Genomic DNA, 20,935 nt, shown 5'->3' on the forward strand with positions numbered 1-20,935 from the left:
GAGCACGCCATGACACTGCCCCGCCCGATACTCGATTCAAGGACCTTCGCCGACCTGGTCGCCGAGGCCCGCGAGCGCATCCCGCGCTACACCCCGGAATGGACCAACTTCAACGACTCCGACCCCGGCATGACCTTGGTCAAGCTGCATGCCTGGATGACGGAGACGATCCTGCACGAACTGAACCGGGTCCCGGATTTGAACTACGTGAAGTTCCTGGACCTGTTGGGGATCCACGCCGATGCCGCAACCGCCGCCCGCACCGAGCTGGGCTTCGAGCTGGAGAAGCTGGACAAGCCCCAGGACCCGCTGAGCGTTCCGGTGCCGCTGCACACCCAGGTCGCGGTGGAGGACCCCGACCTGGAATCCGAGGTGGTCTTCGAAACCGACCGCACGCTGCCGGGGCTCAACGCGCACATCGGCGCAATGCTGGTTCCCAACCCCGCCTCCGGCCCCGGGCACACCATGGTCACCCGGTACGAGGATTCGCTGCAGTGGCTGCACGGGTTCATGCCCTTCGACCCGGCTGCGACAACGCCGATCTACCTCGGGCTGCTGCTGCGCCCGTTCCTGGCCTCCGGGCTGGCCGCCGACGCCTATGCCCAGGACCGGCTGCCGGCCGGGCCACTGGATATCTACGTCGATGCCATCGAGGTGTCGGACCTGTCCGAACCCGGCGCCCCGCTCCCCGACCCGCCGGCGTTTGCCTGCCCGCCGCCGCTCGCCGGCCGCCAGGCGGTGGCGCATCTTCGCTGGCAGGTGTATACCGGGGGGCGCGGCGGTGCCGGCAGCTTCTCCGACCCGGCCGCCGGCAACTGGCGCGAGTTGGCACTGTCCCTTGACACCACCGTTGACCTCAGCCGCTCCGGGCACCTGGTGCTGGAACTGCCCGCCGGCGCCACCCCCCTTGACCCGGGGCTGTTGCCCGATGACCTGTTCGATGCCATCGGCGCTGTCCCCGTCCCGCGCGACACCGCCGACCTGTTGGAGGTCCTCGGCGAGCCGGGGGTCCTGGAGGGGCTGGCCGGGCAATGGGAGGCCCTGGGGGTCGAAGACCCCGATGACCTCCTCGCCTTCGATGCCTGCAGCGAATCGGTGGCCGAGACCAGGGCCAAGATCCAGTCGTTGCCCGAGGACCAGCTCGACCCCACGGCGCTTCCCTACGCCGCCTGGGTCCAGATTTCTTCGGTCTTCGCCGTCCCCCTGCCCGGGGACGGAACCAACCTGCGCGAACTCTACTGGTTCCGCGCCACCCCTTTCACCCCCTACGCGAGCGGGGAGCCCGGACCGGTGCCGCTGCACTCGCTGGCGCTCAACACCGTCCCGGCAACCCAGGCCGCCACCCGGCTGGAGGACAACCTGGGCCGCACCAACGGCCGCCCCGGCCAGGTCCTGGCCCTGCCCCGCACCCCGGTGCTCGTGGACCCCGCCACCGGGGAGCCCGCCCTCGGGCTGCGCGTCGGGGACCAGGGAGCGGCCTGGGAGTTGCGGCCCGACTTCTTCGGCTCCGGGCCCGAGGACCGGCACGCGGTGCTGGACCCGGTGGCCGGGACCATCGGCTTCGGCGACGGGCTGCACGGGCTGGTGCCGGAGGCCGGCCAGCTGGTCCTGGCCGCAAGCTCCCGGATCGGCGGCGGGGAAATCGGCAATGTTCCCCCCGGGACCATCACGCGGATCAAGGGGCGCATCCGCAACGTCAAGGCCGTCTCCAACAGCCGCGCGGCTTCCGGCGGCTCCCCGGTCGAGTCCCTGGAGCAGGTGATCCACCGGGCCCCGCAGCTGCTGCGCATCGGGGGCATCCCGCACACCGGCCAGGATTTCGCCGACCTTGCACTGCGCACCCCCGGGCACCGTTTCCACAGCGCCCACACGCTGCCGCGCCTGGTCCCCGGGGACACCCCGGGCAGCTTCGTTCAAAAGGACGGGGCGCTGACCGTGGTGGTGCTGCCCGCCAGCGACATGCCCGCCCCGCAGCCCACCGCCGAGGCGCTGCGCGCGCTGTGTGCCTGGCTGGAACCGCGCCGGCTGGTGACCACCGAACTGCACCTGGTCGGCCCGCAGTACACGCGCGTCGAACGTCTTGGAGCCCGCATCGGGGTGCGCACCGGCCATGATCTCTCGGCGGTTGCCGAGGAACTGTATGCCGCGCTGCTGGACTTCCTGCATCCGCTGCGCGGCGGTCCGGAACACACCGGCTGGCCCTTCGGCTACGACATCCTGCTCGGCGACGTGTACGACGTGATGCTGGCGGTGCCGGGGGTGCACCGGGTGCGCAACCTGTCCCTGGTGCTGGCCGGCACCGAGCCGACGGCACCCGATGTGATCCCGCTGGCGCCGGGGCACCTGCCGCTGCTGATGCGCGAGGCGATCGACGTGGTGAGCGGCTATGAGTAGCGTGGCACGGGCGACGTCGACCCCCTACCAGCGCCTGGGCGGACCAGCCGGGTGGGGCCCGGAACCGTGGGCCGAATCGGTGCTCATCGACGGGGACTCGATCCGGCTGGGCACCGCAGGGTACGAGCCGATTCCCGCGAACGAACCGACCGGCAGCTTCGGCGGACGCACCCTGCCGCGCGGTCTCGCCATCGGGCCCGATGGCGAGGTTTTGCTGGCCGACCCGGCGCGGCGCGTGGTGCTCATCCACCGCCACGGGACCGCCGGCTTCACCGAGCTGTGGCCGGCGCGCGAGGTGCCGGTGGCGCACGAACACGACCCGGTTCCCGCCCCGCACCCGCCGCAAGATCCCTACACGCTGCTGGGACCCACCGACGTGGGCTTCGCCCCCAACGGAGACCTGGTGATTCTCGACGCGGCGGCCGGCCGGGTGCTGGTGCTCGCCTACCCAAGCGCGCGTTTGCGGCACCTGCTCGCCGACCCGCACTGGACACCGACCGCCCTGGCCTTCGACGCCGCGAACCGGGCATACATCGCCGATCCTCTTGCCGGGAGCATCGACCGCTTCGATGCGCGCTGGCGCCGCGCTCCCGGTTTCCCGCACCCCTCAACGACGCTGGGCTCCCCGCTCCAGCTGGCCGCCGTCGCCGGCCCGCACCGGGGAGGATGCCGCTGCGCGGGCGGGTGCGGCCCCGACTGCCGGTGCGTTGATGGCGCGAGCACCGGCGCCGGGCACGACCCGCACCCGGTGCTGGCGGTCCTCGATGGCGAGCGGGTGCTGCTGCTCGATGACCGCGGCCGCGTCCTGCCGGGGGCGCAGCTGCCCCGGCTGGACCCGGGCCCGCTGCAGCGCACCGCTGGCGGGCTTTTGACCTGGGAAGATCCGCGCCACCCCGAGCTGGAACCCATCGAGTTCCCGCAGCTGGCGACCACCCGGGACGGCCGCGACCCGGAACGCGGGCTGGCGCTGCTGGCGGTGCCCCGCCGGGTTGCCCTGCCGCGTTCGGGGCTGCTGCGCATCGGACCGCTGGACGGGCAGCGCCCCGGGTTCGCTTGGGACCGGTTGGTGCTGCGCGCCTCGATCCCCGAACGCACCTTGCTGCTGGTGGACACCCTGGCCTCGGACAGCCTCCTGGAACCGGCCCTGCTGGATTCCTCGGCACCGTGGAGCCGCGTCCTGTCCCTGGAGGCCGGGAGCGTTCCGGAGCTGGAAGTCCAATCGATGCCCGGGCGACACCTGTGGATCCGGATCGAATTCCGCGGCGACGGGGAAGCCACCGCGGCCCTGGCCGGCCTGGACATCCACGGTCCGCGGCACGGCTCGGCCAGCCGGCTGCCGGCCAGCTACCAGCAGGATTCCCAAAGCGCGCACTTCCTGGAACGCTTCCTGGGCTACTTCGACACCGTGTTCGCCGAGGTCGAGGCCGAGCACCGCGACGTGGCCCGGCTGCTGGATCCGCGCACCGTGCCCGCCGGGGCGGCGCTTGACTGGCTGGGGAGCTGGTTCGGCCTGGTCTTCGACCCCGCATGGGGCGAGGCGGTGCGCCGCGAGGCCATCGGGGCGGCCATGGACTACGCGGCCGAACGCGGCACGGTGGCAGGGGTGCGCCGGATCTTGCAGTGGCACACCGGGTTGGGCGACGGGCTGCCAGCGGTCATCGAGCACTTCCGCGTCGATGCCGCCAATCCGCCGCACATCGGTCGGCTGCCGCTGGATGCGACGCCCACGGCCCACGCCTGCACCATCGTGTTGCCGCTGGCGGTGGCCGGGAGCGCGGCGAAGCGCGAGGCCCTCGCCGGGCTGCTGGCCGGGCACCTGCCCGCCCACGTACGCGCCTCGGTGCGCTACATCCGCCCCGGGATCGTGGTGGGCCGCCAGTCGTGCGTCGGGGTTGACACGCTGCTGGACGCGCTGCCCGACACCTCACTGGGTTCCGGGGCGCTGGGCGAGGATGCGGCCACCGCCGCCGGGCCGGACCAAACAGAGCATTCGATGACGAGGAGTACACCATGTTGAGCGACCCCACCGGCTCCTGCCTGCCCTGTGGCCTGCACCAGCCCAAACGCAACACCTACTTCGAGGGCAAGTTCCTGCTCGCCGGGGACTTCATCGCCGAGCAGGACTACCACCGCGGGCACCGGCACCTGCACAATTCGCTGCTGCACGGCACCGGGACGGTCTGCGGGCTCAAGCTCATCGAGCACCCCGCCCCCGGCTGCCAACGCGAGTACCTGGTGCTGGAGCCGGGCATGGCCCTTGACTGCTGCGGCCGGGAGATCGTGGTGCCCGAGCGCACCCTGGTGCGGGTGGCCGAGCAACTGGCAAAGGACCCCGACCTGGCGGCAGCACTCGATGGCAGCCGGCAGCTGATGGTCGGGATCGCCGCCTGCGATTCGGGCGTGGAGCCGGTCCCGGCGATCCTGCCCGGCTGTTCGGATCCGGGCAGCCCCACCGAATACGGGCGGATCGCCGAGGGCTACGAGCTGGTGCTGCTGGCCGCCGAGCCGGCCGCACTGGTGCCCGACGGGACCCCGATGGTGCCCAAGCTGTCCTGGGTGCACACCATCGCCCTGGGCGGCCAGCTGCCGCGCGGAATGCACGACAACCAGGCCGAGGGGCTGCTGCAGCTGGCGGTGGACTCCACCGCCGGCGGATCCCACCTGTACCTGCACGGGCGCAACACCCATGACCTGCGGGTGGTGCTGGAGGGCCCGGCGTCCCTGACCGACACCGCCGCGATGCGCGAGGCACGGCTGCTGCTGGCCGCCGGGCTGGGGTTCGACGGCGGGCCCGAGGCCGGGGTGGCGTTCTGGCACACCGCTTCCGCTGCCACCGCTGCCGGGCCCGCGGGGGTGCTGCCGATTGCGGCCCAGACGTTGCGGATGGCCGTGTCCCCCGGCTCCGGGCTGCTGATGGTGCTGGCCGCACCCGATGCCGAGACGGCAGCGCTGCGCTCCTACGCACCGGCCCAGATCCAGGATTGGCTGGCCGGCGGGGGCGCGCCGGAAGACGCCCCGGCTCCGCTGGGCACCCTGGAATTCGACCACGGCTTCGGCGGACCCGGTGATCCCGCCGCCCGCGGCGCGGCGATGCTGCGTTTCTCCCACGACGGGCGCTTCCTGGCCTTGGCTGCCCCCGCAACGGCCGACCAGGCCCACGTGTACCTGATCGAGGTCGCGGCCTTCAACGGCGGGTCGATGACCCAGGCGCAGGCGGTGCCGGCGGGCATCCCGGCGGGCACCGACACGGTCGGGCTGGACTGGTCCCTGGACGATGCGTACCTGTACCTGCTGGCCAACGACCCGGACGGAGAAACCCCGGCGATGGAGCTGCACCGCTACGCGATGACCGGGGACGGGATATCGCTGGAGCGCCAGGGCCGCGGGGTGCATCTGGAGGGCAGCGCGCGGGACCTGGCGGTCGCCCCCACCGAGACCCGCGCCTACCTCCTGCTGCAGGATGCCGGCGGGATCGGCAGGCTGGGCACCGTGGACATCGAACGGGTCAAGTCGGTCTCCGATCCGGACCCCGAGCCGGTGGAACTCTCGGCCGATGCGATCCGCATTGACGGGGATGTGCGCGCCCTGGAGCTGACGGGCAACGGGGCACGGCTGTATGTCGCAGCCGGGGACGCGGACCCCGAGACCCAGCCGGCGCGCGGGCTGCTGGCAGTGATCGAGGTGCAGGAGGACGACTGCGCGATCCACCTGGATCGGCAGCTGGATCACTGCGCCGGCTGCGGGCAGGGAGCCGGCGGCTGCGGCTGCACCCCGGCGGCCGGGGACACCGGCGCCGTGGTCATCCTCGGCCACCTGCCCGGCTACCTGGCCGGGCAGGCCCCGCGCATGCGCAATGCCGGCAACGCGCTTGCGGGGGATGTGGCAATTGACAACCTGACCTACCGCAGCATCGTGCCCTCGTCCGAGACCCTGCGTGAGATCATCCGCTGCATGCTGGACCGCGGTATCGACACCGGCCCCCCGGGTCCGCGCGGCGACCCCGGCAAGGACGGAATTGATGGTGCCGACGGAACCGATGGTGCCGCCGGGACGGACGGGGCAGGAATTGACGACGCCACGCTTCAATACGTTGCGGACCTGGAAGAACCCACGGTGCGGATCATCGAGGACGCCTCCGGGCAGCGCATCCTCGACATCGACCTGCCCGCCCCCCAAGCCGCCGCGCTACCCGAGGTGAACCCGATCATCGCCACCAGCTGGGTGCACGGCGGGGCCTACGAACCGCGCCTGGGAGACTTCTCCAAGGACATGCACGAGCTGGGCGTCGCGCTGGCCTTCGAGCATCCGGTGTCCACCGAGCCGTTCCTGCGAGACCAAAAACTTGGCAGGAACATGCTGGCCTACCTGCAGCGCCTGGTTTCATTCGACGGCGGAACGTTTGGCTGGGCCAACATCTCCCGGGTGGAGCCGGTCCCGCTCGCCCCGGAGATCGAGCTCGACGGAACGCTGCTGCGCAACTGGACGCTCGATCCCAACGCCCGGCAGGCCCCCGGGTTCGCCCTGCTGGCCAACGACGTGGGCTTCGAATCCGGCGAGCTGCTGCGCATCGTGTTCTACGCCGACTTCATCCTCGACACCGAGGGACGCCCGGTCGCAGGCGCCCACCTGGGCGGTCAGCTGCCCAGCGGTGGTGGCCCCGGTGGCACCTTCCGTTCCTGGTTCAGCACCCCGGTGCCCATCGACCAGGCTCCCCCACCGGCACCCAAGCGGAAAGGGAGCACCCGATGAGCCCCATCGAAGAGCCTCTGGCCATCGCCCGCAACGGCGTGTCCACCCCGCTCTACTTTCAGCGGCAGGTCATCGAGGCCGCGGACCTGAACCTGGGCGGTGCATCGCGCGACGCCGAACTCTCCCGGCTGCGGGCCATGCTGCACGGCTGGGGCGTCGTAGCCGGCCTGGTCCCCCGCCGGGTCGGAGCGGACGTGGTGATCTCCCCCGGCTATGGCATCACCCCCGGCGGCGCGGAACTCTACCTGCCCGAACCGCTGGTGGTTCCCGGTGCGTTCGGCACGCTGCTGAAGCACTGCGGCCCGGGCACACAGGGTTGCGAGCTGCCCACCGAGGCACCGGGCGACGAGGCCCGCGACCTGAAGATCACCGGATGGATCACCGTGCGCCGGCTCGATGCCGAAGCCGCACCGCGCTCCGGGACGCCGGACGGCTGCGAGCACCCGGCCAACGACCAGCACCCGACCCGGCGCTGCCACCGGGTGGCCGCCTTCCTGCGCTGCTCCCTGCCCGAGGGGCACGTGCCGAGGCCACCCGATTGCACCGAACTGTCCACCTACCTCTGCGCCGATCCGCCGGTGCCGCTCGAGCTGCCCGCACCCCTGGACGCGGCCGAGGACTTCCTGGTGCTCGGGCGGATGGCGATCGAGGTCGATACACCCGATCTTCTCTCGCTGGAGGGACGCCGGGCGCTGCTGCCGGTTGCGGTGCTGCAGGCCTGGCTGCAATCGTGCATCTGCCCCCTGCTGGAGGAGAAACCCGAGGAACCAGATCGCGTCGACTGGCGGGAACTGCTCGGGCGCATCCGGGCCGCGGGCCTGGATGCCGCCAACAACCCGGAGCGGCCCGACGCGGTGCTGGCAATGTACAAATCGCCCATCGTCATCGGCGGGCGCAGCACCGTGGTGGAGCAACTGATCCTCGCGGGCATCAACGGGCCGCTCGAATTCCTCAAGTCCACCGCCGCGGCTATCGCCGCGGCCACCGACCTGAACCGAACCCAAATCAAGGCGGTGTTCCTGGAGCTGCGCGGGCTCGGGGAATTGATCATCGCCTAGCCAACAGCGTCGGGAAAGGAAGCCACGGATGGCAAGCCACCGGGTGTCGGTCGGCACCCTCGAGACCGAAGTCCAGGTGCAGGGCGCGCCGGGAACCCCGCGCCCGCACCTGGTCCATGCCCTGCCCGGCGCCCTGCTGGCAGCACTTCCCGGCGCCCTGGACCCGGTGCTGGAGGGCCGAGGCGGAATCATCCGCATCCGTCGGCTCGAAGCCCGGCTGCCCGACACCTCGCTTGACGACGCCGGCGCGCTGGCTCTGGCCCTCGCCGGTGCCATCGCCGGCGCCCTGGCCGAGGCACTGCGTGCTCCGGACGGATCGGTGGCCAGCTGGCCCGACCGCGAGCACTACCTGGCCGACTACCTGGCCCTCCGGCTCGGGGCGGGCGGCGGGCAGGAGTGGGCCTTTGCCGACCTGGCACCGCTGGAGCGGCTCACCGGCGCCCAGGCGACCGTCGAACTGGCCGGCACCCACCCGGGGCTGCTGCCGCTGCTGGCCGAGCGCGCCGGCCGCCACCGGCTGGGCGCGGTGCTGGGCGATGCCGACTGCCGGGTGCTGGTGGCCGCCTGGCATGCTGGGCAGGGTGGGGCTCACCAGCGGTGGCCAGCGGGACTCGTCGAGGCCCTGGCGGCCGGCACGCCGGATGCTCCGGCGGGAACCACCGCAGCCCGCCAGGTGCTGGTCCTGCTGGAGCAATTGCTCGGCACGCTGCCGGCCGAACAACGCGTCGTGGGGTGGTCCGCCCGCTTCGACGCGGCGCTTGCCGTGGTGGCCCTGCGCATGGTGCTGCCGACGCTGGAACGGGGTTCCGGGACCGCCGGCACCGACCAGCTGCGTGCCGCCCTCGGTGCGGCGACTCCGGAGCTGGGCCGGATCTACCGCGAGGCACTGGTCCGGGCGTTTGAGGACCCCGCGTTCGGGCGCGTCGTTGACGCCCAGGCCGCCGCCGTCCACCGGCAGCGGGCCACCGCGCCGCGCGGCCCCCGCACCGCTGCAGCCACCGAGCTGTTCTCCCCGAGCGCCGGGGTGGTGTTGCTGGTCCCCGGGCTGCTGGCCCTGGGCATCCACCGGGACCTGGACGCCGAGCAATTGCGCGCCGCGGTCCTCGGCGCCCTGTGGGGCACTCACGAGGCAGCCGCGCGGGAACCCGATGCACTGGCGGACTTCCTCTTCCCCGCCGGCCCGCGTCCCGAACCCGCGCCTCCCCCGCCGGTGCCGGAGAGCCTGGCCGGGGCCGTACACCCGCGCAGCGCCCACCTGCTCGAAGGGTCCGAGGGCATCGGTGCCTGGTCCGGGTTGCTGCTGGGCACCTTCGCCTCGGCGCTGCCGGGGCTGCAGCACGCCTCGGCGCCCTGGCTGCGCCGCCAGTTCCTGCACACCGAAGGCACCCTCGCGGTCACCGACACCGGGCTCGAAGCCGCGCTGCGGGGCCCGGATTTGGCGGTGGTGCTGTCCCTGGCCGGGCTGCACGGCGATGTCGGGCCCATCGGCTGGCTCGGCAACCGGCGGCTGCGGATACTCCTGACGGGACGCCGGCCATGAGCGGCCGGGGCGCGCACCCCGCCGGAGGCTGGACGGGGCGGGCACTGCGGGTGCTGGCCCTGCGGCTGCGCCACGAGGTGGCATTGACCCGGACGCTGCGCGGGGACGGGCAGCGGGAGGGCTTCATGGGGCTGCTGCTCACCGCCGATGAGGCAGAGTCCATCCTGGCCGAGGCCGGCGGCCGGTTGCGGGCCTCGGGCACCGCCGAGTCCGCCGCGGTGCTCGGCGACCTCGAGGCCCGGCTCCGCGCCGAACGCCGGGCCGGCAATCGGGATCCGCTGTGCGTCCTGGCCCGGGACCTGGGGCTTGACGACGCCGAGGTCGATCTGCTGCTGCTGGCGGCGGCCCCCTCCCTCGATGCCCGCTATGGGTTGGTCTACGGATACCTGAACGACGACATGACCCGTCGCCACCTCACGCCCGACCTCGCGGTGCGACTGCTGCCCGGCGACGACGCGGACCTGTCCACCGTCAGGACGCTGCTCGGTTCCCGGGGCACCCTGTGCGCCGGCGGGTGCCTGGCCGTCGCCGAACAAGTCCCCTGGGTGCAGGCGGCGGTGCGGCTGGACGAGGACCTGCTGGAGCGGCTGCTGGGGGTGGCCGGGACCTCAACCGTGCTTGAGGAGCATGGGACGCGCATCGGGCTTGGCGTCCGCACCCCCGGGATCGGACCGGGGCGCTGGCTGGTGGATACCGGGGCCGATGCCGTGGCGGCCGGCGTGCGGGCGGTGGATCTTGCCGCCCGGCGTGGCGGCGGGATCTATCTGCTCGATGCCGCCACGCTGCCGCCGGACCCGGCGGCGGCCGCCGCCCTGCTGTGCTCGGTGCTGCGCGAGGCGCACCTGGCCTCGTTGCTGCCGGTGCTGCGCGGCATGGACGAGGCCCCGGCGCACCTCTTGCGCCGGCTGGCACGGATCCTGCCCGCCCCGCTGCTGGTGCTCAGCGACCGGTCTGCCGTCTGGGAGGATGCAGGCCTTTGTGCCGACGCGCTGCCGGCATGCACCCTGGCGCGCACCGGGGCGCTGGAGTTGCTGCTGGAGGGCCACCCGGCGAACACCCCGGGGTTCCGCGGCCGGTTGGGGCGCCTCGAAAGGCTCGATCCGCTGCTCCTTGGCCGGCTGCTGACGGTGCACCGCGAACCGGAGGCGCTGCATGCGGCGGTGCGCGGGCGCCTCGCCCACGCCCTGGTGCACCTGGCCGAACCTGTCGCCAACGGATACACGCTCGAGGACCTGGTGCTTCCGCCGGCCACCCGCATCGCGCTGGACGAGGTGGTCGGCAGGCAGGGAACCGGTACCGTGGTGCGCACCGACTGGGAGCTGGGCCGCATCTTCGGGCGCGGCCCGGGAACCACGGTCCTGTTCAAGGGCCCCTCGGGCACCGGGAAGACCATGGCCGCCAGCGCCGTGGCCAACGCACTTGCGTTGCCGCTGTTCCGCGTCAACCTCGCCGGGCTGGTCTCCAAGTACATCGGGGAGACCGAGAAGAACCTGGATAAGCTCTTCGAGGCGGCATCCGGCACCGACGTGGTGCTCTTCTTCGACGAGGCCGACGCCATCTTTTCCAAGCGCTCCGAGGTCCGCGACGCCCACGACCGCTACGCAAACCTGGAAACCGCCTACCTGCTCCAGCGCCTTGAGACCTTTGCCGGGGTCGCGATCCTCGCCTCCAACCTGCACCAGAACATTGACGAGGCCTTCCTGCGGCGCCTCGACGCCGTCATCGACTTCCCCGCCCCAGCCGCAACTGCGCGCCGGGCCATCTGGCGGCGGCTGGAGCAAGGCAAGGCAAGCATGGATACGGATGTGGACCTCGACCTGCTGGCCGAACGCTTCGAACTGACCGGAGGGCAGATCCGCAATGCCGCGCTGGCCGCGGCGCACCTGGCCGCCGCCGACGGCGGGTCCATCACCATGGCCGCCCTGATGCGGGCGGTGGGCAGCGAACTGGCCAAGTCCGGCCGCCCGATCCGCCGCAACGACTTCGGCGAGCACTACCGCTTGCTGCGCCCAACCCGGGAGACGACATGAGCATCGAATCAGGCACTCCGAGCCCGGGCCCGCCGGTTCATGCCCCCCGGGTCCCGGCACCCCCTGCCCCCGTGCGGGCTCCGGCCGGAGCCGAACCCGCAACCGACACCGGGGTTCCGGCGAGCGCCTACGGCTGGCTGGCCGAGGGCGGTTTCGCCGCCAGGCTGGGAAGCGGGCTGCGGTTGGGTGCCGACCTGCTGGCCGCCAGGGAGCTGGACCCCGCCCGGATCCCGCAGCCGCTGCCCGGGGTGCGGATCACCGGGCTGCGGGTCCGCGAGCGCCAGGTGCACCTGACCGGTTCACTGCTGGTGCCGCATCTGGATGCGAACGAGGTGCGCATCCGCCTGGATCGGGACGGCACCGCCCACTTTTCCGCCCACGGGCAGACCCGCTTGCAGGTCCCGGCCCTGGGCAACCCGCGGGTGCGCATCGGCCTGGACGAGGCGGGCCGGCTCTCCGGCACCCTGGAATTCAGGGACCTGGATCTCTCGCCCCCACGCACCGAACTGGAAGCCACCGGGTCCGGCACCCTGGCGCTGGCCAACGGGAGGTTCAGCGGGCAGGTGCACGCGGACTTGGTGTACCCGCGGGCCGGAAGCGCGGCCCTCGACGTCGGATTCGACGAGAACGGGGCGTTCACCGGTTCGGGCACCCTGACGCTGGCCCTGCCGTTCCTGGACGCCGTGGGCGCCACGATCACGGCCGATGCGGCAGGCAACCTGGCCGCCGCCGCCACCATCGATGCGACGGGGGCGCACTCCCCGCTGCCCGGCTTGTCGGTGGGCACCGGGCAGGTCGTCCTTGGCTTCGGCAATGGCCGGCCCACCGCCACCCTCAGCGGGTTCTCCGCCAGCTATTCCGGGGTCGGGTCCCTGTCGATCACCACCCTGGAACTCGGCGGCCGCAACCCCGGCTTCAGCGGAGCGGGCGAGCTGGTGCTCACCATCCCGGGCCTCGAGGAGGTCACCGGCCGGGTGGCGGTCACCAATTCGAGGGTGAGCGGAACGCTGCGCATTGACGCCAACAAATTCCCCGAGGGGCTGCCGCTGACCAACGGCTCCCTGACCATCATCCTCTCCGAGTCCGGCCAGCTCGGATTCCGCGGCTCGGTCGGGGTGGCGCTGGAACCTGCGGCACGCGGGCGCCTGGAGGCCAGTTACGAGGAGGGCAGGTTCGCGCTGTCGACCCAGCTGGAACTGACCATCCCGGGCATGGCCCCGGTGCAGGTCACCGTCGCCTACCTTGACGGCGCGATTTCCGGGGCCGTCGACGTGCCGATCGATTCCGAGACGCTTCCGGGGCTCTCCGGGGCGATCCACGTCGAATACGCCCAGGACCGCTGGAGCGGCGAGACGACCCTGGCCTACTCGGCCGACGACGGCAAGCTTTCGGGCACCGTCACCGTGACTGTCACCCAAACCGAGGACAATTCCCTTCAGGTAGGCGGCAGCGGGTCGGTCACCGCGCAGTTGTTGCCGAACCTGGCCGGAACGCTTACCGCCACCATCCTGCCCGAGGGCGGGGTGGATGTCTCGGGCACCATCGAGGTGACCGAACCGGTGGAGCTTTTCGGGGAAAAACGGGTGGAAAAGGAGCTGTTTTCGCATTCGCAGAACATCCCGCTGTGGGCCATCCTGGTGGCGGTGATCCGCATCCGTGCCGGGGTGCGCGCGGGCATCGGGCCCGGGGTGTTCCGCAACATCACCGTCACCGGGTCCTACACCATCGGGGCCACCGAGGCGGATCCGAGCTTCACCGTCTCGGGCGAATTGTTCATCCCGGCCTTCGTAGAGGGCTATCTCGCCTTCGGCGCCGGGCTCGGCCTGGATGTGGTGCTCGGTTCGCTGACCGGCGGCATCGAGGCCATGGGCACCGCCGGGATCTACGGGGCCATCAGCGTTATTCCGGAACTGAGCTACGAGGGTGGTCAGTGGTCGATCGCCGGTGTTGCGACGCTGGCGGCCGGGGCCCGGCTGAAACTGAGCCTGAACGCCTGGGCAGAGGTCGAGGCGCTGTGGGTCACGGTCTGGGACAACACCTGGGAATTGGCCTCCGTCACCATGCCGATCGGCCCCGACCTGGCCCTGCAGGCGAGGATGAACTATGTCTTCGGTCGTCCGGAGCCCCCGGAACTGGAATTTTCCTCCACCGACATCGACTCCGAGTCGCTGATCCAATCGGCCATGCCCGAGGACGGCCCGGAACCTTCCGGTGCCCGCGAGGCCCTGGAAAACAAGGCCGAATGGCAAGGTGCCCTGCGCGAGGCGCGCACCGCGCCGGTCCCGGCCGAGCTGGCCGCCCAAGCAAGCCACACCGAGCCCGCACCGCAACCCGCCCGCCGGCCCCCGGCCCCCGGCGGCCCGCGTCCCGGTGCCGCGCGCGCCGATGCACCGGGACACCTCGGCGAGCCAACCGCGACTCCGGCCGCACCCGGCACCACGGCACCGGGTGCGGCGGCTGCGGCCGCAGCCGCACCGGATGACACGCTGCCCGGCCCCGTGCCGGCCAACGAGTTGCCCGCATCCAACGTGCCGCGCTACCCGTCACCGATTTCATTGCAGAGCCTTGACGAGCCAGCGGCCCCCCTTCCGCGCACCAAGGAGCAGGAACGCCAGGACCTGGATGCGGCATCCCGCACCGTCGACCTGGCCTCGGCCCAGGCGAGCTCCAGCGGCACCCTTGACGACTACTTCCCGCGCATCAAGAACCGCTTCCGCTTGGCCACGCTGGGATACGACGGCGATTTCGAGACCGGATTCAAGGTCCTCGGCTCCATCAACCCGGAGTTCCGCAAGACCCTGGCCGGGGAACCGCTCCAGGGCAGCGGCGTGGACCCCGAGAACGATCCCGCCCACCAGACGGAGGTGAAGTTCTGGTCCGCCACATTGGCCGGCACCGCAGTCGGCATCGAGATGCAGGCATCGCCCCTGGGACCCGACCACCCGCTGGGCTCCGAGCCACGGGGACAAACCGGGCTGATGGACAGGCTGGGCAGCGAATACATCCGCGGGCACCTGCTCAACGAGCACCTCGGCGGGCCGGGGGAACCACGCAACCTGTTCCCCATTACCCGCAGCGCCAACGCGCTGCACAGCAGCCGGATCGAGGAAACCATCAAGCGCTGGGTCAACACCGACAGGTACTGGGTGCGCTACCACGTCAAGATCGCGGGGTCGAACAGGATCGAGACCGATCATGGCCAGGACTACATCAATTCAACGATCCAGGCGCAGGCCTGGGTGCTGGACACGAACCTGGCTCCGTGGCGGAAAATCGAGACCGATATCACCTCGCATTATTCCCTCCAGTCGACGGCCACCAGGGAAGACGAAAATGCAACAAGCGTTGCCGGTGTGGCCGGCCACCGGGCACGCGCCGAGGACCTCGCCATCAATGTGGCGGTCTCCGGGTCCGGCCTGACCGCTTTCCCGAACCACGTCAAGGAAGACCTGGGGAAGATGCTGAAGCCCGGGACCACCTGGGCAGAGGTCCGTGAGAAGCTGGACAGGGCCACGGGTGTCGGCCCCGACACTGCCAGGGTGCTGCAGGAGGCCTACGGGCAGTCACTAAGTCGCAATGACGAGCAGGTGCTGTTGGCGACCGCCACCGACAAGCGGTTGCTGACCATCGCCGTGGACCATTGGGCAGCGATCATGGCACAGCTGGAATAGTCCAAGGCAGCGCGCTCCCCCGAATGGTCAGCGATCCTCGCCGCGCAAAAAGGAATCCAGGCGTTGGGCCAAGGCCGGTGACGGTTCAACCCCGAGTTCGTCCATGACCAGGTCCCGGTATTCCGCATAGCTGCGCTGCGCCACCAGCGGGTTTCCCTCGGACAAGTAGGTTTCAATCAGCGTTTCCTGGGCGGACTCGCGCAGCGGATCGGTCTGGCACACGACGAGTGCCGACTCCAGGGCGTCGGCGAACCTGCCGGCCAACCTGAATTCGCGGCTGAGGCATTCCATGGCATGGAGCATCCGTTGCTGCAGCCGTTGGCGTTCCATCTCTATCCACTCGTCGGAGAACCCGGGCAGGATTTCTGCGGTGTCGATGTTCCTGGGCACCCACGCCAGGTCGATGGCCGTCGGGCTCCCGGCAATCAACCGGGTGGCCCAGTCATCGAGCAATTGGACGTCCACCAGCACGCCATCTCCCAGGGACAACAGGTGCCCATCCGAATCGACCAGGCCGACGCCGTCGCGGCGCAGCCGCCACAATTGCGCCCTCAGGTTGCCCGCTGCCCGTTCCCCGCCCGCGTCCGGCCACAGGGTGCTGGCCACAAAGCGGCGGTCGTGCTCGCCCGGGTTGAAGGCCAGGTATCCCAGGATCCGGGCGTGCCCATCGGTCAGGTGCCGGACATTTCCGCCCATCGTGGCGGAGGGGGGACCCAGAAGGTGAAGCACCGGCTCGTTTCCATTACCGCAACCAGACTCCAGCGAACGCACCAGTCCCGATGTCATGGCGTCCCCCAAGCAGGATTGAAACAATGGACAAGGCCACCATACAATTCCCGGCCACCGCCTTGCCAGTGGCCAAAAGACTACAGACAATGCGAGGCCCCGGTGGTAGGCAAGTGCTCCCGAGCGGCCGTGAAGCGGCAACGCCACGGGGGTGTGGCAAGGGATTTTCCATGGGTTTTCCCGCCGCCGGGCAAACCCGCCGATAACGCCCCGGTGACGGATCGGGGCGCTAACTCAAGACAGGAGCCACGTGCCCGGGCACCGGCCCGGCGTACCGGGGGCTCGGCACACGGGGCGGACCGACCTTCCCAAGGGGGTGGCCAGCGCGATGACAGATGTCTCGCCCGCGAGCTACGCCGGCTACACGGATCTTGCCGGTCCCCCGGATCCACGGCTTGACCGGCTCGCCTTCCGCCGAATCCTGGAGGGCCGGGAGAAGTCGGTGCTCGGTTCGCTGCTGGTGCTGAACCTGGCGGCTGCGGCCGCGTTCATCGCCTTGCTCACGGCACTGGCCCTGCACTCCGACCCGGGCCCGTACGGCTGGGCCCTGTGGGCCTTGGTGGTGCTGCCCGAACTGCTCCGGCTGGCACAAAGCGCCGGGGTCGTCGCCTTTGCCGCCGTCGCGAGCGACCCGGTGCCCATGGAACCGGTGCCCGGGCTGCGCGTGGCGGTGTTGACCACCATCGTCCCGTCCCGGGAACCTGTCGAACTGCTCCTGAAGACGTTGCGCGCCATGCGGGCAGTGGAATACGACGGAGCGGTGGACGTGTGGATCCTGGACGAGGGGGACGACCCGGCGGTCCGCGCAGCTGCGGCATCGCTCGGGGTCAGGCATTTCACCCGGCTCGGGAACCCGGACTACAACACCTCCGGCGGCCGGTTCCGGGCCGGGACGAAGGCGGGAAACCACAACGCGTGGCGCGATGCCCACGGCCGGGACTACGACATCGTCGCCCAGGTGGATCCCGACCATGTCCCCTTCCCCCGGTTCCTGTTGCGCACCCTGGGATATTTCCGCGATCCGGACCTGGCCTTCGTCGTGGCTCCCCAGGTCTATGGCAACACCGGTAGCAGCCTGATCGCCAAGGCCGCCGCCGCCCAGGGATACATTTTCACAGGCATCATCCAGCGCGGGGGCAACGGCTTGGGTGCGCCGCTGCTGATCGGCACCAACCACCTCTACAGGATGAGCGCGTGGGAGCAGATCGGCGGTTACCAGGATTCGATCGTTGAGGACCACCTGACCGGCATGGCGGTGCACGCCGCGACCAACCCGGCCACCGGCGCCGCCTGGACCGGGGTTTACACCCCGGACATCCTGGCCGTCGGCGAGGGGCCCTCGACCTGGACCGACTTCTTCGGCCAGCAGGACCGCTGGGCCTCGGGCATCTGGCAGATCCTGCTCGGTGGCGGACGCGAAGCGCGCCGCCGGCTCGGCGCCCGGCAGGCCGCCGCCTACGTCTTCCTGCAGTCCTTCTATCCAAGCGTGGGTCTGGCCTGGATATTGGGCACCCTGGCGAATATCACCCAACTCGTCTGGGCCCGGACCCGCACGGGCCCAGACGAGCTCGGGGTGCTGCCGTTGGCCCTCTGGTGCCTGGTGGTGTGCAGCTGGCTGCTGATCCTGCACCGGATGAAGCGCTGGTACCTGCATCCGGCCGAGCGCCGAACCTCGATCGCGCTGGCGCTGCTGGCGACGCTGGTCGCGGCCCCCGTGTATGCCGCATCCGCACTGGCCGCCCTGCTGCGCCGCACCCCCGCCTACGTGGTCACCGGCAAGGGACGTCTGCGCAGCCGCGAAAGGGCGCGCACGTTCCTTCCCCACCTGCTGTGGGCAGCGGCCCTGGCGCTGGCGCTGGCGGCCGGCATCGCGGCCGGCACCGCGACCGGCACCGCGGCGGCAGCCTGGGCCTTGGTCGGCATCTCGGTGTGCCTGCTGCCTCCCGTCATGGCCCTGTCCCGTCCCCTTGGCCTCCGGCACGGAAGACATTCAGCACGGCGCTTCCATGCTGTCCGTCGTCGTAACCACCCATCACGTAGATTTCGGGGCCCAGCGCGGCAGCTGCCAGCCCCGCCCGCGGGACCGGCAGCGCAGGAATCCCCGCGGGCCCGTTCAGGCACTGCACTTGGGCACTGACGCCAAGGCCCGTGTCCCCGGCGATGGCACACGGCCCCGCACCGGGGATCCACACCGCGGCGGCGCTGTGCACGGGGCGCACCGACTGCCCCCGGCTGATCCCGTCCACCTGCACCACGTCCACTGTGCCGAACGCCGGGACGCCCGAGGCCCGATCCCGGCCCCCGATGATCCACACCGTGCCGAATCCATCGCTGAGCGCGGCAGGCTTCTCCCGGGCAACGGAAAGCTCGCCGATCTGTTTCCACGCCCCCGCCGCCAGGGCGTAGACCTCCCTGGCGGCGGCGTGGTCAGTGCCGACGCCTCCGGCATAGACGATCCGGCTTCCGTCCCAGGCCGCAGCGCCGGCTTCCCGGCTTGCGGGCAGGGGCTCGTCCCGGAGCCATTCCCCGGTTCCGGCATCCAGCCGCAGCGTCGTGTCCACCGCACCGGCGGCACCCTGCCCGCCCACGAGGTAGAGGTCGGGCCCAGCCGCGACGAGGGCGCCGAAGGCGAGCGGTTCGGGCAATTGGGGGCCCGCGCTCCAGCTTCGGGTGGCCGGGTCGTAGATGTTCACATCATCCAGCAGTTCCCGGCCGTCCCTTGCGGATACCCCGCCGGCCACCCAGATCTTTTCCCCGTGGGCAGCCATCGATGCCCCCTCGAGCGCAAGCGGCGCATCGGGCAGGGGCTGCCACGACGCCGGGCCGGGGCGCTGCAGCAGCACCACGACGACGATGAGCACCACCGCAAGAACCCCGCCGATGGACGGCAGGGCCCAGCGAGGGAGCACAAACCGTCCTGCGTGTTCCTCTCGCCACGAGGGCTTGGGCCGCTTCTTGGGGACTCCCACGATCCCTTCCAGCGCGATTATCAGCCGCCCGGCGTCGTACCGGAACCGGGTGGGACTGATTTCCACCGCCTGTTTGCCGGCCAGCGAGCGAAGCGGGGCGGGCAGCGCCGCCGCCGAGGGCATCGCGGCGCCGCCGACGAGCACAGGGAAGACCTTGACCCCGGCGACCAGCGCACTTTCGACCTCGAGGCGGACGAAGTCCCCCGGATCATCGAGCCTGCGCCTGCCTTGCGCGTCGGCCACCTCCAACCAGTCCGGGTCGATCACCACCAACACCGCCCGACACCCGGAAAGGGTCTCGGTGAGCACACCGGCAAATTCCTCGCCCGGTTCGATGGAATCGACGTCCATGAAAACGTGTTCCTCCCCGAAGTGCGCGGCAAGGGCGTCATAGACTCGGCCGGCGCTGCCCGTGGAGGTCGCCCGCCGATAGCTGATGAAGATGGACTCGGACATCGCGGGTCTCAGTCCTTGGTCGGCTCGGCGCCCTTGCCGGCCGATTCGGTCCAGGCAGCATGTTCCGTGCTCACGGATTCCTCGATGAACCGGGCCAGCCTTTCCCGTCGCCGCTCCGGATTGGCGTAAGCGCCGACCCCGGCCGCAAAGAAGAACCCCTCGTGGCGCATGCGCTCGGCCGTGGAACGGTAATTCAGCCATTTGGCGTGGAACTGGCCAATTTGTTGCAGGCCCTCGAAGAGCACGATGAGCCCACCGACCAGGGCTGTCAGCGCCGCCGGAGCGGCCAACGCGGCAAGCACCGTGACCGATGCACCGCTGGCGAGCGTCAGGGCCTTGAGACCCTGGTAGGCCCAGCGGGATCGGCTTGCGGCGCGGTCGTACCAACGGAATTGGGCGCTGAACATCTGCCACAGCAAGTCCTGCGCGCCGTTTGAATCCTGCGGCTCGGGCAGGTCCGAGGCAAGTTTTTCCCATTCGGGGCGTCGTTTCCGTTTTGCCCGTGCCATGGTCTTCTCCTAGAATTCGCGGTTGGCCCTAGTCTTGATCCTTGGGGCTTGGTTCGCATCCTTCGAGCGGTACGGGGAACGGTCCCCCGTCCTGCTCGGCGAGCGGATCGATGTCCCACAACGGAATGGACAGCGGGCCGCAGCGCTCGGCGAAGTCGTCGGTGGTCTCGCTCAGACCCCGGGATGCGGGCCGGATTGCCAACGCCCTGACCGGTTCCGATCCGATGGCCCAAGCCCGTGCCCGTTCCAGCAGGACCTGGTTGTGGCGGGTAAAAACGGCGGGATCGGCAGGATCCAGGGTTCCGGCCAGCGGCGGCCCGGTGGCAGTGAGCAGGGCGTTGAACCGTGCCACCCATTCCCCGCCGTGCGCCCGGATGCTGCTCAATTCGAAGGCCGGCACGTCAAAGGGCAGCAGGACCTTGAGCTGGACTCCGGCGGCCAGGGCGGCTTCGGCCACGATGATGTCGCTGCCGGAGGCAAGCGCGCCGACAGCAAGCCGCGGCCGGCTTCGCAGCAGCAGGCAGGTGAGGTGCCGGCGCAACGGCGCCTCGGCACGGGAAGGGAGCCGGGGCTGCAATCTGTCGCGCAGGTCGGCCTGGACACCGGCAAACACCAGGATCATCCTCGCACCGCCTCCCCCGTGAGGTCCGTGGCTGCCTCCCGGCCGGGGCGCAGCCAAACGCAAGTGGATGCGGGCGCCCGGGCGCACCGCATTCAGGTGCCTCCACAAGTCCATGATGCGCCCCCGGCCCCGGTGACGTCCATGCGTGGGC

General features: G+C 70.9%; 11 protein-coding genes and 1 pseudogene. 8 read left to right on the forward strand and 4 right to left on the reverse strand.

The annotated features are described in order from the left end of the window. The first annotated feature begins 9 nt into the window (after window positions 1–9). From JOF46_RS15400 to JOF46_RS15430, 7 genes are read left to right on the forward strand one after another with little or no spacing between them, the layout of a single operon-like run. Complete coding sequence (locus JOF46_RS15400) at window positions 10–2,394, forward strand: putative baseplate assembly protein (protein ID WP_209908464.1); 2,385 nt, start codon at window positions 10–12, stop codon at window positions 2,392–2,394. Beyond that, entirely contained in the window at window positions 2,387–4,411 is a 2,025-nt protein-coding gene (locus JOF46_RS15405) for a phage tail protein (protein WP_209908466.1), read from the forward strand. Before JOF46_RS15400 ends, JOF46_RS15405 begins: the two co-directional genes overlap by 8 nt. Further along, on the forward strand, window positions 4,405–7,143 hold the full coding sequence (locus tag JOF46_RS15410) for a hypothetical protein (protein ID WP_209908468.1): 2,739 nt from the start codon (window positions 4,405–4,407) through the stop codon (window positions 7,141–7,143). The genes JOF46_RS15405 and JOF46_RS15410 overlap by 7 nt, the downstream gene beginning before the upstream one ends. Continuing rightward, on the forward strand, window positions 7,140–8,201 hold the full coding sequence (locus JOF46_RS15415; RefSeq protein ID WP_209908470.1) for a hypothetical protein: 1,062 nt from the start codon (window positions 7,140–7,142) through the stop codon (window positions 8,199–8,201). Before JOF46_RS15410 ends, JOF46_RS15415 begins: the two co-directional genes overlap by 4 nt. A gap of 28 nt (window positions 8,202–8,229) precedes the next feature. Continuing rightward, window positions 8,230–9,741 carry a hypothetical protein gene (locus JOF46_RS15420; protein ID WP_209908472.1) on the forward strand — a complete coding sequence of 504 codons (1,512 nt, stop codon included), beginning with the start codon at window positions 8,230–8,232 and terminating at the stop codon, window positions 9,739–9,741. Then, window positions 9,738–11,771 carry an ATP-binding protein gene (locus JOF46_RS15425; RefSeq protein WP_209908474.1) on the forward strand — a complete coding sequence of 678 codons (2,034 nt, stop codon included), beginning with the start codon at window positions 9,738–9,740 and terminating at the stop codon, window positions 11,769–11,771. Before JOF46_RS15420 ends, JOF46_RS15425 begins: the two co-directional genes overlap by 4 nt. Further along, window positions 11,768–15,442, forward strand: a complete 3,675-nt coding sequence (locus JOF46_RS15430; protein ID WP_209908476.1) for a DNA/RNA non-specific endonuclease — start codon at window positions 11,768–11,770, stop codon at window positions 15,440–15,442. The genes JOF46_RS15425 and JOF46_RS15430 overlap by 4 nt, the downstream gene beginning before the upstream one ends. A 27-nt stretch (window positions 15,443–15,469) precedes the next feature. Here JOF46_RS15430 and JOF46_RS15435 read toward each other — a convergent pair whose 3' ends face one another. Then, window positions 15,470–16,138: an AfsR/SARP family transcriptional regulator gene (locus tag JOF46_RS15435; RefSeq protein WP_209908478.1), complete on the reverse strand. Its 669-nt coding sequence runs from the start codon at window positions 16,136–16,138 to the stop codon at window positions 15,470–15,472. Between the two features lie 418 nt (window positions 16,139–16,556). On the opposite strand from JOF46_RS15435, the gene JOF46_RS22945 reads away from it, so the two are divergent. Beyond that, complete coding sequence (locus JOF46_RS22945; RefSeq protein ID WP_483428549.1) at window positions 16,557–18,365, forward strand: glycosyltransferase family protein; 1,809 nt, start codon at window positions 16,557–16,559, stop codon at window positions 18,363–18,365. A 514-nt stretch (window positions 18,366–18,879) separates the two neighbouring features. Here JOF46_RS22945 and JOF46_RS22950 read toward each other — a convergent pair. The 3 genes and pseudogenes from JOF46_RS22950 to JOF46_RS15450 form a co-directional block, all read right to left on the reverse strand. Then, window positions 18,880–19,653 (reverse strand): annotated as a pseudogene (locus JOF46_RS22950) (toll/interleukin-1 receptor domain-containing protein); the annotation flags it as partial. 8 nt (window positions 19,654–19,661) lie between these two features. Next, a complete protein-coding gene (locus tag JOF46_RS15445) occupies window positions 19,662–20,162 on the reverse strand; it encodes a DUF4231 domain-containing protein (protein ID WP_209908480.1) in 501 nt (166 codons plus the stop codon). A gap of 28 nt (window positions 20,163–20,190) precedes the next feature. Beyond that, window positions 20,191–20,784: a hypothetical protein gene (locus tag JOF46_RS15450; RefSeq protein WP_209908481.1), complete on the reverse strand. Its 594-nt coding sequence runs from the start codon at window positions 20,782–20,784 to the stop codon at window positions 20,191–20,193. Between the last annotated feature and the right edge of the window lie 151 nt (window positions 20,785–20,935).

It is taken from the genome of Paeniglutamicibacter psychrophenolicus (assembly GCF_017876575.1).
Classification (GTDB): Bacteria; Actinomycetota; Actinomycetes; order Actinomycetales; family Micrococcaceae; genus Paeniglutamicibacter; species Paeniglutamicibacter psychrophenolicus.